The organism is Thermoleptolyngbya sp. C42_A2020_037, assembly GCF_015272455.1.
Classification (GTDB): Bacteria; Cyanobacteriota; Cyanobacteriia; order Elainellales; family Elainellaceae; genus Thermoleptolyngbya.
This window is the reverse complement of record NZ_JACYLP010000014.1, coordinates 172,446-189,470: the sequence shown is the minus strand read 5'-3', so window position 1 is coordinate 189,470 and position 17,025 is coordinate 172,446. Positions and strand designations below refer to the sequence as shown.

11 protein-coding genes are annotated in these 17,025 nt (G+C 58.1%); 4 read left to right on the top strand and 7 right to left on the bottom strand.

What is annotated here, in order from left to right; translation table 11 throughout:
* Positions 1–138 precede the first annotated feature (138 nt).
* The gene (gene trpD / locus IGS16_RS04595; RefSeq protein ID WP_297083699.1) at positions 139–1,257 is read right to left on the bottom strand and encodes an anthranilate phosphoribosyltransferase; all 1,119 of its coding nucleotides are present in this window, start codon (positions 1,255–1,257) and stop codon (positions 139–141) included.
* A 418-nt stretch (positions 1,258–1,675) separates the two neighbouring features.
* On the opposite strand from trpD, the gene aspS reads away from it, so the two are divergent.
* Complete coding sequence (gene aspS, locus IGS16_RS04590; RefSeq protein ID WP_297083697.1) at positions 1,676–3,463, top strand: aspartate--tRNA ligase; 1,788 nt, start codon at positions 1,676–1,678, stop codon at positions 3,461–3,463.
* 61 nt (positions 3,464–3,524) lie between these two features.
* Here the strand turns inward: aspS and IGS16_RS04585 are convergent, their stop codons facing one another.
* On the bottom strand, positions 3,525–6,803 hold the full coding sequence (locus tag IGS16_RS04585) for an AAA family ATPase (RefSeq protein WP_297083695.1): 3,279 nt from the start codon (positions 6,801–6,803) through the stop codon (positions 3,525–3,527).
* Positions 6,804–7,485: 682 nt separating this feature from the next.
* On the opposite strand from IGS16_RS04585, the gene IGS16_RS04580 reads away from it, so the two are divergent.
* Positions 7,486–7,941, top strand: coding sequence for a Fur family transcriptional regulator (locus IGS16_RS04580; RefSeq protein ID WP_068513971.1), 456 nt, complete (start codon positions 7,486–7,488; stop codon positions 7,939–7,941).
* Positions 7,942–8,017: 76 nt separating this feature from the next.
* Here IGS16_RS04580 and IGS16_RS04575 read toward each other — a convergent pair whose 3' ends face one another.
* The gene (locus tag IGS16_RS04575) at positions 8,018–8,956 is read right to left on the bottom strand and encodes an aldo/keto reductase (protein WP_367185726.1); all 939 of its coding nucleotides are present in this window, start codon (positions 8,954–8,956) and stop codon (positions 8,018–8,020) included.
* A 408-nt stretch (positions 8,957–9,364) separates the two neighbouring features.
* Here IGS16_RS04575 and IGS16_RS04570 point away from each other — a divergent pair, with 408 nt between their 5' ends.
* Complete coding sequence (locus tag IGS16_RS04570) at positions 9,365–10,552, top strand: glycosyltransferase family 4 protein (RefSeq protein ID WP_297083690.1); 1,188 nt, start codon at positions 9,365–9,367, stop codon at positions 10,550–10,552.
* A gap of 99 nt (positions 10,553–10,651) precedes the next feature.
* Positions 10,652–12,127, top strand: coding sequence for a phospholipase D-like domain-containing protein (locus tag IGS16_RS04565; RefSeq protein WP_297083689.1), 1,476 nt, complete (start codon positions 10,652–10,654; stop codon positions 12,125–12,127).
* Between the two features lie 44 nt (positions 12,128–12,171).
* Here the strand turns inward: IGS16_RS04565 and nusA are convergent, their stop codons facing one another.
* The 4 genes from nusA to IGS16_RS04545 form a co-directional block, all read right to left on the bottom strand.
* Positions 12,172–13,719 (bottom strand): transcription termination factor NusA, encoded by a 1,548-nt coding sequence (gene nusA, locus IGS16_RS04560; protein ID WP_297083687.1) that lies wholly within the window; start codon positions 13,717–13,719, stop codon positions 12,172–12,174.
* A gap of 145 nt (positions 13,720–13,864) precedes the next feature.
* Positions 13,865–14,329 carry a ribosome maturation factor RimP gene (gene rimP / locus IGS16_RS04555; RefSeq protein WP_297083686.1) on the bottom strand — a complete coding sequence of 155 codons (465 nt, stop codon included), beginning with the start codon at positions 14,327–14,329 and terminating at the stop codon, positions 13,865–13,867.
* 251 nt (positions 14,330–14,580) lie between these two features.
* Positions 14,581–15,846, bottom strand: a complete 1,266-nt coding sequence (locus IGS16_RS04550; protein ID WP_297083684.1) for a metallophosphoesterase — start codon at positions 15,844–15,846, stop codon at positions 14,581–14,583.
* A 14-nt stretch (positions 15,847–15,860) separates the two neighbouring features.
* Positions 15,861–16,853, bottom strand: a complete 993-nt coding sequence (locus tag IGS16_RS04545) for a phosphate ABC transporter substrate-binding protein (RefSeq protein WP_297083683.1) — start codon at positions 16,851–16,853, stop codon at positions 15,861–15,863.
* Positions 16,854–17,025 lie beyond the last annotated feature (172 nt).

The following is a 17,025-nucleotide window of genomic DNA, read 5'->3' as shown; positions in this document are numbered from 1 at the left end:
AGCGCACTGGGGGTTGTGCCAGGGGTTCAGAAAAATGGAAAAGTGAAGAACGAAAAACGAATGCAGAAGGTCTACAACCCGGAGCGCACTGGGGGTTGTGCCAAGGGTATAGAGACGTGGCTCCAGACCGCGAAATCTCTACCCTTTCAAAAAGTCTACTAGTGCCTCGACCTTGGCCCAGGCGGCCCCACTGCTGAGAATGTCTTTTGCTTGCACGATCCCTAGCCGCAGCGTCTGATCCAGGTCGTCGGTTGCACCCGCGATCGCATTGCCCACCTTTAGCGCCAGGGCTGCGTTTAGCGCCACCACATCCTGCTGTGCCGCAGTGCCTTTGCCCTGAAGCACGTTCCGCAAAATTTCTAGATTCTCCGCCACTTCGCCGCCGCGCAGGGCGCTGGTGGGGGCAGGTGTTAGGCCCAGCGCTTCGGGATTAACAGCGTGCGATCGCACTTCCCCGCCTGACAGCACCGCCATATCTGTCCAGTCTGCCAGGCCAGCCTCGTCCAGTTTTTCGCGCCCGTGCAGCACAATCGCCTCTTCCCGTCCAAGCTGCTGCAACGCCTGCGCCGCCGTTTCCACCAACTGCGGGCTGAACACACCCATCACCTGCCCCGTCGGCTGAAGCGGGTTGACTAGCGGCCCCAGCAGGTTGAACACGGTTCGTACCTTTAGCGTCTTGCGGATGGGCGCAACGGACTTCATCGCCGGATGCCAGCCGGGAGCAAATAGAAACGTAATGCCCACCTCGCGCAGCGCTGCTCGAATTTGCTCCGGCGGTGCGCCCAGGTTTACGCCCAGCCCTTCCAGCACGTCCGCAGAACCCACCCGACTGGAAGCAGCCCGATTGCCATGCTTGGCCACTGCCACACCTGCCGCCGCCGCCACAAAAGCTACACAGGTCGAAATATTAAATGTAGACGCGCCATCGCCGCCCGTGCCGCAGGTGTCGATCAGCGGGGTCGGCAAATCTGCATCCACCGTCTTGCCGAGAGACTGTGCCTGAAGCACCCGCGCCATGCCTGCCAGTTCGTCCGCCGACACGCCCTTTGCCTGGATTGCCGCCAGGATTGCCCCGGACAGCGCGGGCGCAATGGATTCTGATAGCCAGCCCTGCATCAGGTCTGCGGCCTGACCCGCGTCGAGCGATCGCCCGTCGAGCAGTTGTTGCAGCAGGGGCGACCAGTCGCGGTCTGGGGCCGAGGGACTCGCGGAAGCGGCGGTTGTGCTGGTCGAGGAGGGGGATGCAGCGTTGCTCATAAGTATCGTTCGGCAGTTGTCTTTGTGCAAACTAGATTACTCTACACCGTCACCCCAGGGGCGATCGCTCTACTGTGTCTGCTTGTTTATCACCGTCAAGCTTCCAGCGAGTTGAGCAATTTCAGAAACCAATTAATGCCAATCCCGTGGCACTGGCTAACCACCGCTGGGTGAAAAATCACCTCAACCCTGAAGAATGTAAAGCAACAAGTTTCAACTCAGGCGAGGTTTAGAACCCGCACTACCCCTGTCCCTCCCAGGCAAAACTGGGCATGAGGGCATTTCCAAACCATCGTCAATGGCGGCCCGAATGCAGGATAATGAATAGGTTTTAGTCGGGATATTCCGCACGATCTTTCCCGGTCTGCCCGACAACGCTGCAACTCTGATTCATCTATTCCTCTAAATCCTGACTTCCATGCGTACTCATTACTGCGGTCACCTGCGAGCAACTCACGTTGGAGACACTGTTACCCTTTGCGGCTGGGTCGATCGCAGACGAGATCATGGCGGCGTGATTTTTGTCGATTTGCGCGATCGCACGGGCATTGCCCAGATCGTCAGCGACCCAGAGCGCACGCCCGCGTCTTACGAACTAGCCGACAGCCTGCGAAACGAGTATGTGGTGAAGATCACGGGCCGCGTCACCCAGCGCCCGCCGGAATCGCTCAACCCCAAGCTGGCCACGGGCGAAGTCGAAATCTATGCCGACCAGATTGAAATTCTTAGCGCGGTGCGGAAGCAGTTGCCCTTCCAGGTGTCTACTGCCGAGCAGGAACCTGTGCGCGAAGACCTGCGGCTGAAATATCGCTATCTGGATCTGCGGCGCGAGCGGATGAGCCGCAACCTGCAACTGCGCCATGCGCTTATCAAAACCTTCCGCCGCTTTTTGGAAGACGAAGCCCACTTTATGGAAGTGGAAACGCCCGTGCTGACTCGCTCCACCCCAGAGGGAGCGCGGGACTACCTCGTGCCCAGCCGCGTCAATCCGGGCGAGTTTTTCGCGCTGCCCCAGTCGCCGCAGTTGTTCAAGCAAATTCTGATGGTGGCAGGGTGCGATCGCTACTATCAAATTGCCCGCTGCTTTCGCGACGAGGATCTCCGCGCCGACCGCCAGCCCGAATTCACCCAACTGGACATGGAAATGAGCTTCATGACCCAGGACGAAATTCTGTCGCTGAACGAAGAAATGGTCTGCCAGGTGTTCAAAACGCTGAAGGGCATTGACCTGCCGCGCCCCTTCCCGCGCCTCACCTACGCCGAAGCAATGGGCCGCTACGGCAGCGACAAGCCCGACACCCGCTTTGGGCTGGAGCTTGTAGACGTGTCGGACGTGGTGCAGGATATGGGCTTCAAGGTCTTTGCCGACGCAGTGAGCAAGGGCGGCATTGTGAAAATCTTGCCGATTCCTGGCGGCAACGATGCGATTTCCAACGTCCGCATCAAGCCCGGTGGTGACCTGTTTAACGAGGCTACGACGATGGGCGCGAAGGGACTGGCCTTCATCCGCGTTGGCGAAGATGGCGAAATCACAACGATCGGCGCGATCAAAGACAACCTCACCGAGGAGAAAAAAACGGAAATTCTCCAGCGGACAAACGCGAAACCCGGACACCTGCTGCTATTCGGCGCAGGCGACACCGACACCGTAAACAAAACGCTCGACCGCCTGCGGCAGGTCATTGGCAGAGAATTGGGGCTGATCGACCCGGACAAGATTAATCTGCTGTGGGTCGTGGATTTTCCCATGTTTGAGTGGAACGCCGAGGAAAAGCGCCTCGATCCGCTGCACCACCCCTTCACCGCGCCCCATCCCGACGACCTGAGCGACCTGAAAACTGCCCGCGCCCAGGCCTATGACCTGGTTTACAACGGCTTCGAGGTGGCAGGGGGCAGCCTGCGGATTTATCAGCCGGACTTGCAGCAGCAAGTGTTTGAGCTAATCGGCATTGGGCCCGACGAAGCCCGCGAAAAGTTTGGCTTTTTGCTAGAAGCCTTTGAATACGGCACGCCGCCGCACGGGGGCATCGCCTACGGGATTGACCGCTGGGCCATGCTGCTGTCGGGCGAAGAGTCGATCCGCGACGCGATCGCCTTCCCCAAAACCCAGCAGGCCCGCTGCCTGATGACCAATGCGCCTTCCCCAGTAGACGACAAGCAGCTTAAGGAACTGTCAATTGCAAGTACCCACAAGCCCAAAAGTTAGAAACTTGGGAGAAATTAGAAATTTGGGAGAAATTTGGGTGCATCTCGCTGAAATGGTCAACCTAAAACACCAGACTGAGGGTTGAACCCTGTTCGGTCTTGGTCACCTCGATGTGGGTCTGGAAGGCTTCCTTGAAGCGGGGCATGTGGGTGACGGTGAGGATGCAGGCAAAATCGGGGGCGATCGCCTGAATCGCGGCAATCAGGCGATCGCAGCCCGCGTCGTCCTGCGTGCCAAAGCCTTCATCCACGATCAGCATTTGCATCGCCGTGCCCGACCGCTGCGACAATAGCCGCGCCAGCGCCAGCCGGATCGAGAAATTCACCCGGAAGGCTTCGCCGCCGGAATAGGTTTCGTAGGGGCGCGTGCCGTTGGCATCGGCAATCAGGATATCCAGCGTGTCGATCAGGCCTTGGGGACTGGTGGATTTCCCCTTCCGGCGGGCCCGCTGCGTCACAAACCGAATATGCAGTTGATGATTGCTCAGCCGTCCTAGAATCTGGTTTGCCTCTGCCTCTAGCTGCGGCAGCACATTTTCGATCATTAATGCCTGAATGCCGTTTTTTCCAAAGGCTTGCGCTAGCTCGTGATAGACCTGGCGCTGGCGCTGGAGGTTGCGCTGCTGAATCAGCAAATCTGCCTGCTGCTGCTCTAGGGCTGCAAGTTGCTGAATCTGCTGTTCCAGCCTTCCCAAATTGGCCAGCCCCGCATCCAACTGGGTGCGCCGCTGCTGTATCTGCTGTTCTAGGGTGGCGATCGCCCCTGCGGGGTCAGGCGTGGCTTCGATCTGCTGCACCAGCATCCGGATGTCTGCGGAGAGAGTGTCTAACAGATGCGAGCGCTCTGTCAGCCGCGCTGCCAAATCCTTCACCTGCTGCTGCACCTGGGGATATTGCTGCTGCGCCTGCTGAAGCTCCTGATGGCGCAACTGCCACACCTGCGCCAGCCGCAGCGCATTTCGCAGCGTGGTGTGGCGCTTCAGGTTATAGGCGATCGCCTCGATTTGCTGCTCCAAGTCGCGAATCTGCCGCTGCAACACCGACTGGTTCAGCAATTCCGCCCGCTGCTGTTCTACGGTGGCTAGCCGCGCCTCCAACTCTGGCTGCTGAGTGAGTAGCTGCTGGAGCCGCTTTTGCGCCTGCTTTAGCTCCGCGTGTTTGATCTCTGCCCAGCGCCAGCGATCGACCTCGCCCCGCGCCAAGGCATGGTTCCGATCATCATATTGAAGCTGCGCCAGGGTTTCATCCAGCAGACGCAACTCTTCGTGCAAGTCGGGAGCATAGTCGCCCGTTTGCAGCGATCGCCCCAGATCCGCCTCCTCCTGCGCCAACTGTTGCAGCCGCGCCTCGACGGTCGCCCTGTCCTGCACCTGCTGCTGAAGCTGGCCTTGCAGTTGCAAAACATCGCTATAGTCTGCCAGTTCCTTTTCTAGATCGCGATATTCCTGGCGCAACACCTGAATTTCGCGCTCCGAAACGGCAAGCTGTTCTCGAATCACCCAAAGCTGATCATAAAGCTCCTGCTTTTCGGCGTGATGCCGCTCCATCACCACCGCCCAATGATGCTCATCCAGCGGGCGATCGCACAGGGGACACGGGGGAAAACTGCTCTGGGAACCTGGCTGCTCCTGGCTATGAACCATTAATGCTGCATCCGGTAGCACCTTGAGCGTCGTTTGCTTTGTCTTTCCGCGACGTTTTCGGATTCCCGCCGAGTCAGCACGCTCTGCCTCTAGAGAATCAGAAGAGAGTTCTGGAGATTGTGCCGAAGATTGTTCAGACGCTCGTTCAGAGGCCCGTTCCAAAGAAGTCCGATGCGGCTCTAGAGAAGAGGCAGGCTGGGCGATCGCACCAGGCATCTGCTGCTGAAGCAACGCCATTTTATTGTCCAGCCCCGCCACCTGCGCCTCTAGTTCACGCTGACGTTCCTGGAGCCGTTCCATAAAGGTACGCCGCTCCATACCTTTCTCGCGCAATTCTTGCTGATAGCGACGGCGATTTTCCAAATACGCGCTCCGTTCCATGATCGCGGTTAGCGCCTGACAAGCCTGAGCCTGCTGACCCTGCTGCTGAAGAAGCTGTTGACGGGTCGTTTGATATTCTTCTAAACGGGCCTGGAGCCGTGCCTGGGCGCGATCCAGCGTGGCACGAATCTGCTGCTGGCGCTGCATCAGGGGGGCAGCCTGGGACTGAAGCTGGTCTAGCTGCACCAGCCGCTCTCGCGCCATTCGCAAGTTTTCTAGAGCAGTGTCGAGGTCAGGCGCTTTTGCCAGAGTGTGCTGCAACTCCTGGATTTGCTGCTGGAGGGTGTCGCGCTGTGCCTGGAGGCGCGAGTGCTGATCCTGCAATGCAGCAAGCTGGGTGCTAAGCTGCTGCTGGAGTTGGTCGCGCTGGGCGATCGCCGCTTGGTGAGCATGAAACTTGGCGGACTGAATCTCTTCCTCAGTTTGCAGGCTGTGAAACTCGGTGTAGCCTGCGGTGATTTCGTCTGCCTTTGAGAGAGTCGCTTCGAGCGATCGCAACTGCTGCTGGGCTGCTGCCAAATCCTGCTGGAGTCGCTGGCCGTCTTGCCGCAATCGCTGCTCTTGCTGCTGATGTAGGTGCAACTGCTGAGTCCAGGCACGGCGCTGCTGCTGCACGGCTTGCAGTTGGTGCAGTGCATCGGTATCGCTGGTCTGATCCTGCTGCCAGGTGTCGATTTGCGCCCTCAGCGCTTCGCACTCCGCCGATAGAGACGCGCCTGCTTCTAGCTGTTGTGCCAGGGTTTCTAGCGATCGCTCCAGCACGTCTAGCTCTGCTTTGGCCAGGCGCGATCGCTCTCGGGCGGTTTCCGCCGCCTCGTCATACTGATCCAACTTTAGCAAGTCAGCGAGAATCTGCTTGCGCTCGCCCGGCCGCTTCAGCATGAATTCGTCTGCCCGCCCCTGCCGCAGATAGGCTGAGTTGACAAAGGTTTCATAATCTAGCCGCAGGTGTTGCAAAATCAACTGCTGCGTCGCCCGCATTCCCCGCTCCGTCAGCGGACGAAACCCCGTCGGCGTTTCGATCTGAAGCTCCAGGCTGCTGGTCTGCCCGCGGACTCGCGTCCGCAGCACTCGATAGGTCTGCTGGCGACAGCCAAACGTAAACTCTACCTGGGCTTCGGTTTCGCCCTGGTGAATCACGTCGTCTTCGTGAGTTGCGCGGCTTTCACCCCAGATTGCCCAAGCGATCGCCTCCAGCAGCGAAGACTTGCCCGCCCCATTTTGTCCACACACGCACGCTACATGCAGCCCCCGAAAGTCGAGCGCCGCCTGCCGATAGCTGAGGAAATTTTTGAGTTTTAATTGCAGCGGAATCATGAACCCACGCCCAGCCCTGATCCCAGTGTAGCAGTACGGGCGATCGCAAGTACAGATGCTCAGAAGGATAGGGACTAGTGCTATGTCATAGCTAGAACTTAAGTTGGTAGTCAGCGCTTTAGCGCTGAAGCGCTGACTACGAGCCAAGGCATCACCCTAAAACCAAATCATGACACTGCACTAGGCAAGTCCAGGTTTAAGCCTGCCAAACCCCAAAACTGCCAGTCTCCAATCGGGTTTTGGAAGATACCGTCTTGCAATACCAGCGTGGGCAACATTGGAAAATCTCTGACTTGGGATAGTCGCGGCGATCGCCCTTTTTCCTCAAAATTCTGCCCCTGTGGACAGTCTTGACAGTTTTAAGTTAAAGTTGTAGTGAGTTTGCATAAGAGGTTAGAGCCTGCTGAAAGCCTCACTACCCAGACGTTCCTTGCCCAGAGAGTCAGCCCAGGTTTCAGCCCAGGTTAATGAGAATTGCATGGTGATTGGTCTCCTAGGGTAAGCTTCCCAGTCAGGTCCTTGGTCAGCCTCTCGGTATGAGAGGTATCAACAGCGACTCGAATCTCTGGACTAGAATTAGATCCAAAGACAGATCAAATCATTTATTCATCTCAAGTCATCTATTCATCACCTGTCAACGCCATCTTTATAATCCGCTGCTTGAAGCTGCCACGTCGAGACTATGAATCCTGAAACTGCTGACCGCAAACCCATTCGCTCACTAGAAGACGCTCTCAATCGCTGTCAGCTTTTGGGAATGCGCCTCAGCAAGCAGCGCCGCTTCATTTTGGAGTTGCTCTGGCAGCAGCAGGAACACCTCTCGGCCCGCGAGATTTATGATCGCCTCAACCAGCAGGGCAAAGACATTGGCCACACCTCCGTCTACCAAAACCTAGAAGCACTGTCTGAGCAGGGCATCATCGAATGCGTCGAGCGCTCCGACGGACGACTCTACGGCAATATCAGCGATCCCCATAGCCATGTGAACTGTCTGGATACCAACCAAATTCTAGATGTTCATGTTGACCTGCCCAGCGACTTGATCGAGCAAATCGAGCAGCAGACCGGCGTGAAAATTACGGGCTATTCTATCGACTTTTTTGGCTACAGGCAGCCACCGCAGGAGTCGGCGGAGTGATGGGGTGAGGAAGGATAGCGAAATAGTACGGTGAGGGAGTCTAGAGGCATCCCTGCGACATTCCACTGCACGACGACTACTCCCAAGCTTGGGCGATCGCCCCTTGTTCTTCCTCACTCAGCATCCAGCCCAACGCTCCGGCATTTTGGGCGGCTTGGCTGGCGTTCTTTGCACCCGGAATTGGCACCACGTTGCCCTGAGCAATCAGCCAGTTGAGCGCCACCTGCGCCGGAGTGCGGTCATATTTCTGCCCAATCTCCTTTAGCAAGCCCACCTTTGGCGCAAGTTTTTCCAGCCCTTCTCGGCTAAAGCGCGGGTCAAGCTTGCGGGCCCCTTGGGGTGGCGTGTAGGTTTCGGGTGTATATTTTCCCGTCAACAACCCCTGCGCCAAAGGGCTATAGGCCAGAATCGTCACGCCCAGTCGCCGCGCTGCGTCCATGATGCCATTGCGCTCAATCTGCCGCGCCAGCAGGGAATATTGCACCTGGTTCACCGCTAGGGGCACGCCGCGCTGCGCTAGCAGGTCAAACGCCCGCTGCATCTGCTCAGCGGAGTAGTTGCTCACGCCGACAGACTTGATGCGACCCTGCTGCACCTCATCGGCCAGGGCATTCATCAGCGTTGGCTGCCCCATCAAAAAGTCGAAGGGCCAGTGAACCTGATACAAGTCCACCGTGGGCACTTGGAGCCGCTTGAGGCTGGCAGTCAGGGCATCAGCCACTGCACTTCCCCAAATTCGCCAGGGCAGCGGAAAGTATTTCGTTGCCAAAATCACGGGCTGCTGGAGTTCCTTTGCAAAGCGCCCAATCAGCCGCTCGGATTCGCCCAGTCCATAAATTTCAGCCGTATCAAAGAAGGTTACACCAGCCTCGACCGCAGTTTTGAAGGCATCGCGCAGGGCCGCTTCGTCATAGTCGCTGCCGTAGCCCCAATAGAGCTTGTCGCCCCAGGCCCAGGTGCCAATACCGAGGGCAGGAACCGTGGGGCCGCTGGGGCCGAGGGTGAGGGTTTGCATTACGTGGGTCATGGGTTCAGGTCATTTCAGAATGCGAGTTGCAGGCGTGAACTAGTGCTGGGCAGCGTAAACAGCCTGACCGTTCGTAGGGGTGACTTCTGTCAACCGATTCACAGCTAGCTCCTTGGAGGCGGGCTTAGGAGGCAGACTCAAGTCTGCATGACTAATTAGGGGCAAAACTTCCGCCTCAGAAGACTAGAGGCAATAGACTAGAAGCAATCTTCGGGAGCAGTCCTGCAAGCAGGTTGTCTCTCATTATCTTGAGTGTATCGTTACATTTCGCAACTTTGGAGCATTGAGACTTGAATAGAGTCGAGCATTTGTAAATGGACTTAACATTTGAGCGAGTGAGCGGGGTTAAGCTGTGTAAAATTGGTGGAACTTAGGCGATGTGACTTGGATGGGGCAATGAAGATCCTGGTTCTGGCATGGGAGTTTCCGCCGCGCATCGTGGGAGGAATCGCTCGCCATGTCTCGGAACTGTTTCCTGAAATTGTGAAGCTGGGGCATGAGGTTCACCTGCTGACGGTGGAGTTTGGGCAAGCGCCCCACTACGAGGTGGTAGAAGGGGTGCGGGTGCATCGTGTCCCGGTGACAGGTGGACACGACTTTTTTCATTGGGTAGTGAACATGAACGAGAGCATGGGCCGCCACGGCGGGAAACTGCTTTCAGAAGATGGCCCCTTCGACCTGATCCACGCCCACGACTGGCTGGTGGGTGATGCGGCGATCGCCCTCAAACACGCCTTCCGCATTCCCCTGATCGCCACCATCCACGCCACCGAAGCCGGTCGCCACAACGGGCTGCACAACCCCACCCACCACTACATCGCAGGCAAGGAAAAGCTGCTGGCCCATGAAGCCTGGCGGCTAATCGTCTGCACACAATACATGCAGCGAGAAGTGGAGCGCGTGCTGCATTGCCCCTGGGACAAGACCGATGTCGTGTTCAACGGCATTCGCCCGGAGAAAAAGCCCGCCCGCGACGAGTTTGACTGGCAGACCTTTCGCCGCCGCTATGCCACCGATGACGAGCGAATTGTTTACTACGTCGGGCGCATGACCCACGAAAAAGGGGTTCATATTCTGCTCAGCGCGGCCCCCAAAGTGATTTGGGAAATGAACGGCAATGCCAAAATCATCCTCATTGGCACGGGCTACACTGACCATCTGAAGCGGCAGGCGTGGGATTTGGGCATCTGGCACAAGTGCTATTTCACTGGGTTTATGTCTGATGCTGACCTGAACCAATTTCAGGCGATCGCCGACTGTGCCGTATTTCCCAGCCTCTACGAACCCTTTGGCATTGTCGTGCTGGAGAGCTTCGCCGCCCGTGTGCCCGTCGTGGTGTCCGATACGGGCGGTTTGCCAGAAGTCGTGCAGCACCGCAAAACGGGCATCGTTACCCAAACCAACAACCCGGATTCCCTGGCCTGGGGCATTTTGGAAGTGTTGCGCCACCCCGAAGAATCCAAAGTGCTGGTGGAAAACGCCTACATCGACCTGGTGCAGCGCTTTCGCTGGGAAGACCTGGCTGCCCAAACCGAAGCCATCTATCGCCGCGTCGTCCGCGAACGCAAAACCGTTCAGTGGTAAGCGTTATCCGCCGTTGCTTGTCGGGAAAATTAGGGTTAAGGGGGTTAGGGGTTAGAGGTTAGTCCCGAACCCCGCCTGACACCTTTCAGGGGCATCTCGATGACACGATCCAAAAAGCGCAAGCGCTGGCTGCTGCTGCTTCCGGCGGGGCTGCTGCTGGTGGCGGGGCTGAGCCTGTGGCGGCGGGGCGCAGCGCAGTCCCCACTGCTGGAGCCACTGCCCCAAGATCCGTTGATTCAGGTCTATTTCAACCAGTCGCAGGCAGCGCGTTATCGAGAGCCGTATCGGGGCCTAGAGCGGCTAGGCGATGACCTGGAGCAGGTGATTGTGGACGGCATTCTCTCGGCGCGGCGATCGCTCGATGTGGCCGTGCAGGAATTGCGGCTGCCGCGCATTGCCGAAGCGCTGGTGCAGCAGCATCGGGCCGGCGTGCGGGTGCGGGTGATTGTGGAAAACAACTATCGGCGGCCGCTGAGCCAGGTGTCGGGGGCAGAGACGGGGCGGATGACGGAGCGCGATCGCACTCGGTATCAAGAGGCGCTGCGGCTGATGGACGAAAACGGCGACGGTCGCGTTTCGCCCCAGGAGGCGGCGCGGCGCGATGCCCTAGTGATGCTGGAAACAGCCGGCGTGCCGCTGATAGACGACACGGCGGATGGCTCCAAGGGCAGCGGGCTGATGCACCACAAGTTTGTCGTGGTGGATGGTCAGGTGGTAATCGTCGGGTCGGCAAACTTCACGACTTCAGACATTCACGGCGACTTTGGCGCTCCAGACAGCCGGGGCAACCCCAACCATCTGCTGCGGATTCAAAACATCGCGCTGGCGCAGATTTTCACCGACGAATTTAACCTGATGTGGGGCGATGGGCCCGGCGGCCGCCCCGATAGTCGCTTTGGGCTACAGAAACCCGCGCGAACGCCTCGTTCAGCGTTGCTTGCGCCGACCTCGCGGGTGACAGTACAGTTTTCGCCCACCTCGCCCACCCAGCCCTGGCAGATCAGCGTCAACGGGCTAATTGGGCGGGCCCTGTCAGCTTCGCGGCGACAGGTGGATCTGGCGCTATTTGTGTTTTCTGACCAAAACCTGGGCAGTGCGCTGGAGACTCAGCACCAAAAAGGCGTGCAGGTGCGGGCGCTGATCGACCCCGGCTTTGCCTTCCGCTATTACAGCGAGGCGCTAGACATGATGGGCGTGGCGCTGCCTGATTCCCAGTGTCGGATTGAGAAGGGGAATAAAACTTGGGAGAGAGCGATCGCCACCGTGGGCATTCCCACCCTGCCAGAGGGCGACCTGCTGCACCACAAGTTCGCCGTTATCGACCAGCAGCGCGTCATCACTGGCTCCCAAAACTGGAGCGCCGCCGCCAACCACAACAACGACGAAAACCTGCTGGTGATCGACAACGCCACCGTCGCAGCCCACTTTCAGCGCGAGTTTGAGCGGCTGTATGCTATGGCGGAACTCGGTATTCCTGGGTGGCTTCGGCAAAAAGCACAGCAGGAGCAGACCCGCTGTGGGCTTGCTCCTGCGAGTGCTAGACATCGCTCTGAAGAAGATTTAGATGCGGAATAGAAGCGGAATCAAAGCAATCTCTCAGAGACAGGCGTTAGACCCGATCAGGCTTTGTCGTCGTCTTCATCCAAGTCCTCTTCGTCCAAGTCCTCTTCATCCAAGTCCTCTTCATCCAAGTCGTCGTCTAAGTCTTCTTCGTCCAGTTCTGCTGCAAGGTCAGCTTCATCCTCTGCCACCGCATCGTCTTCTAGCTCATCTTCGGCCAGAGCAGTAGGTTCGTCGTCGGCGAGATCGTCTACTGCGTCCTCATCTGCGGGGGAATCGGTTTCTGGGTCTGCTGCGGGGGCGATCGCCACTTCCGTCTCCACGGCCTCTTCGACCTCTAGCGCTTCGTCATCGTCTTCTTCGTCATACTCTTCCTCTAGCGCTTCCTCTTCTGCCCGTTTGGCCGCAGCGGCTTCCTCTGCCAAACGGCGCTGTTCTGCCAGTTCAGCAATCTTCTGGTTTTCGGCCTCGTAGTCATACTTCGCCGTGTCCTTGATGTCGATCTTCCAGCCCGTCAGCCGCGCTGCCAGTCGCACGTTCTGCCCTTCCTTGCCAATCGCCAGACTCAGCTGATCTTCAGGAACCAGCACATGGGCCTGGCGGCTTTCGGGATCAACCAAGCGCACCTCATCCACCCGCGCCGGACTCAGCGCATTGGCAATGTACGTTGCAGGGTCGGGCGACCAGCGAATCACATCAATCTTTTCGCCGCGCAGCTCGTTCACCACCGCCTGAATCCGAGAGCCGCGTGCGCCGATGCAGGCTCCCACCGGGTCTACGTCGCGCTCCAGGGTATCCACAGCAATTTTGGTGCGCGGGCCGACGGAACGCGACGGCGGATTGGCTTCCCGCGCCACCGCCACAATCCGCACGATCTCGTCCTCAATTTCCGGCACTTCGTTGGCAAACAGGTCTACCACCAGCCCCGCATCGGCTCGCGATACCAAAAGCTGTGGCCCGCGATGGGACCCTTCCGACACGCGCTTCAGCAGCACCTTAAACACCGCATTGGCGCGATAGTTGTCGTTGGGAAGCTGGTCGCGCTTCAGCAGTTCCGCCTCCACCTCCGGCTGTCCAAATCCGCTGCTCACTGCCATAATCACCGACTGCCGCTCAAATCGCAGCACCCGCGCCTGGGGCAGCACGGTTCCTTCTAGGTCTTGGAATTCTTCCTGCACCAGCTTGCGCTGCTGATCGCGCAGCTTTTGTGCCAGGACTTGCTTGGTCTGGATTGCCGCCATCCGTCCAAACTCGTTCTGATCCGGCGTTACGTCCAGCACCACTGTATCGCCCAGTTGCGCTTCTGGAGCCACTTCCTGCACTTCTTCCAGGGCGATCTGGTGGTCGGGGTTGTCCACGGTTTCCACGATCGCCTTGGTGGCCAGCACTCGAAACCCTTCGTCTTCGATGTCTAGCTCCACCTCAAAGTTATTGAAGTAATCTTCATCGAAAATCGACGTATCCGGCCGGTGCGTCCGGCGATAGCGCTCATAGCCCTTCAACAGCGCCTCCCGTAGCGCCGCCTGCACTGCGTGTTTTGGCAGGTTGCGCTCGCGGCTGATGCCGTCAATCATTTCTTGTAAACCGGGCAGGGTAACCATGGACATGATTCAGTTCTCCGTGGGTATTAAGTTTTGGAAGTTTGGGTATTGGAGGGTTATTGGGGGGTGTTGGCGTAACCAGCGGTTCGAGTTTTCGTGTGCGTTACGTACAAAAAATCGACCTTACAAAATCGACCTTACAGAACAGCCGTTATCCCCGCTTCTCATCTAGCTGCACCTTGCTGACCAGATTGCGAGGAATGGCGATCGCCCGTCCCTTTTGGCTCAAGTGAATTGCGTCGTCGTCTCGCTTGATGAGTTGACCGTTCCAGGTGGTGCGTCCCTCGTAGGGGGCACTAGTAGACACGATCACCGCGAAGCCTTTGAAGGAGATAAACTCCCGGTCGGTAGTGAGCGATCGCGAGATACCCGGACTCGACACCTCCAGTACATAGGCATCGGGAATCAGGTTTGCCTCATCTAGCACTGCCTCCAGCGCATGGCTCATGCGTTCGCAGTCCTCCAGCCCCGTGTCTTGCTCCAGGTTGCGGATATCGATCCGCAGCACGGGCGGGTTTTGGTTGGTGTGAAACACGGCTCCGACCACTTCCAGCCCTAGCGGTTCTGCGACTGGCGAGGCCAGGGCGAGAATGTCGGGGATGAGTGGGTGTGCCATAGGAGGAAGTGAGGGAATTGGGGTTCTGGATTTTGGATTTTGGGTTTTAGACTTTAGCCCCTGATATTTGAATTCCTGAGGAACTCAAAACGAACATAAAAAAAGCGGGTGCGGAACCCACTTCTGACAACGTTGCGTCCTGAAGCTGATGCAGGACGTAACGCCTTCATCATGCTGCTAGTGTAGCGCAATTCAGAAATTGGCAGCAGACTTCGTTACCTAGCGCAAAGTCCTTGCCCCACGCGGCATTGCTACGCTGCACAGGCTTGCTCACCCAGTCGAGTGATGCAAAGTGATTTTTCAGCGGCCGTCAGTTCCTGCAATTTCACGTCGCGCCGCAGCACTAAACCATTGTGACCGACCAAGAAGCGGGGCAGGCTCTCCGGTTTCAAGACTTGAAATGTTTCCATGTCGTAGGTGGTGTAGGTCGTCTTTTCGGCGTTGTTAAAGTTGATGTCCACAACCGTCAGGGTTTTGCGGGGCGGCAGGTTGTGGTCAATGTACACGCGACCGCCTGACCCCAACAAGCCGGAGTAGAGCAGTTGCAACTTGCCCCGGTGGGCAGGATAGTAGGCGTGGTGGTGGCCGCTGATGTAGGTGTGGACGTTGTATTTTTCCAGGAGCGATCGCAGTGGGTCGGCATTATCCAGCACTTCGCCGGGTTTGTCGCGGCCCTGGGCGATGCCATACAGCGGCAGATGTCCCAATACGATTCTTAACTGGGCAGACTGAGCCGCTTCGCTAGAAAGCGCCTGCTCGGCCCATTGCAGGGTTTCGGGCAGAATCTTGCTGCCAGAGCCGTCCCACACCAGGAAAAACACGTCGCCCTTCTCGCTGTGGGTGGTAAAGCTGTAGGAGAAGGGATAGTCAGCGCGATCGCCAAATTTTAAGCCCGGACTGTGGGCCGGGTTTTTCCAATATTTCGCTGCCGCATCACGCTCCCGCTGAAACCGAAACCCACCTGCTCCCTGCGCGTTTGACGCATCGTGGTTGCCTAATGTGAAGCCGAAGGGTACGCCAAACCGCCGCAGCGGAGCCGCCACATGCTGATCAAACGCTTGCCACATGGCAGGAAAGGCTTCGTCGGGCAGGGTCGCCTTTTGCCCTGCGATCATGTCGCCGCCGCACAGCACCAGATCGGGCTGCCAGAAGGGAACGAGGGCGATCGCCCGATCCACCTCCTTGGAATAATGCGTCGAGCCGTAGGACTCGTTCAAATCGCTGATTACCACCAGCCGCACGTCGCCCCTCGGCGGGTTGGGCAAATCCGGCAGCCCGTCCAGCACCGCCTGAGTTTCCACAGGCAGATCCGGCGAGTCAGAAGGCGCAGTCGAGCGTGCAGGCGGCGAAACCCGCAGCGCACTGGGAACTTGCGTCGTGGGGGATTGCGTGGCCTGGGGTGACCTGGGCTGGCAGGCATACAGCCCCAGCGCCAACCCCAATCCCAACAGAGCCAGTAGCCTCCAGCGGATGGATAAGGTTCTCCAGCTTACGCCGCGCCAAAATCTCAGGTTCATCTCTTAGTTGGAGATTATTGCAATGGGATAAAGCCGGTCTGCTGCACGATTTGCTGCCCTGACGGCGACAGCGCCATGTCGATAAACTGCTTCACAGCGGGGCTGGTTTGCCGCCGAGCGACCAGAAAGACAATCCGGCTGATGGGATAGGTGCCGTTTTTCACAGCGGCGACATCCGTCGGCTGTACACCATCAATCGGTACAATTCGCACCGTCTGCTGATTCACCACCTGCTGCACAGTGCTATAGCCAATGCCGTTATTGCCCAGCGCCCGCAGCATTGGCGTGGTTTCGTCGCGAGGCAGCGTGGTGAAATTGGGTCCCTCTGGCGCAAAGTCGCCGCCCAGCAGCACCACGTCCTTAAAGAAGCTCTGGGTGCCGCTGTCGTTGGCGCGGTTGATTACTTTAATCGGCGCATTGGGGCCGCCAACTTCCGACCAGTTGGTAATCTGCCCCTGATAAATCCGCTTTAGCTGATCCAGCGTTAGCCCGCCGGTGTAGGGGTTGTCTCTGCCCACCACCACCGCCAGCGCATCGCGGGCGATCGGCACCCCCACCAGCCCTGACTGGGCTTCCGCCGCGTTCAATGGGCGAGAGCTGGCCGCCAGGACGACGGTGCCATTGGCGAGATTCTGAATTCCCGCATTCGTTCCGTTGGGGCGACCATCGGGCACGCCATAGGTCGTCGGCAAGCCCGGATTGGTCTGGGCATAGGCAAGCTGGAGCCGTTTCATCAGCGACACCATTGTCACGCTGCCGTCAATCGTCAGCACTGCCGGATCTGGGACGGAGGTATCGAGATTTGTTGCACCGCCTGCAACAGGTGGCGGAGAAGCAGGGTTAGGGGAAGCAGGATCGGGTGCATCGGGGCTAGTGGCGATGGGCGAGTTGCCGTTACCACTGTTCAAAAATTGCCTGCCAAAGAACCAGAGTCCGCCGCCGATCAGCCCAACGGTGACTATCAGGGCGACCAGGAGTGCAGCAATGTCATTTTTCCCTTGAGACATAGATTGAAGGGATCAGGGATAAAGGATAAATCGCGGTCAGGGCTGGGAGAGGAATGCCGAGTTTTCTAGAAGCTTAGTGGTCATGTTATGGAATCTAGAAATGGCGATTCGCGAAGCGATCCTTAAGGGAATCGCCTCCAGTTTACTCAACGAACTCCCCAACTGAACACGT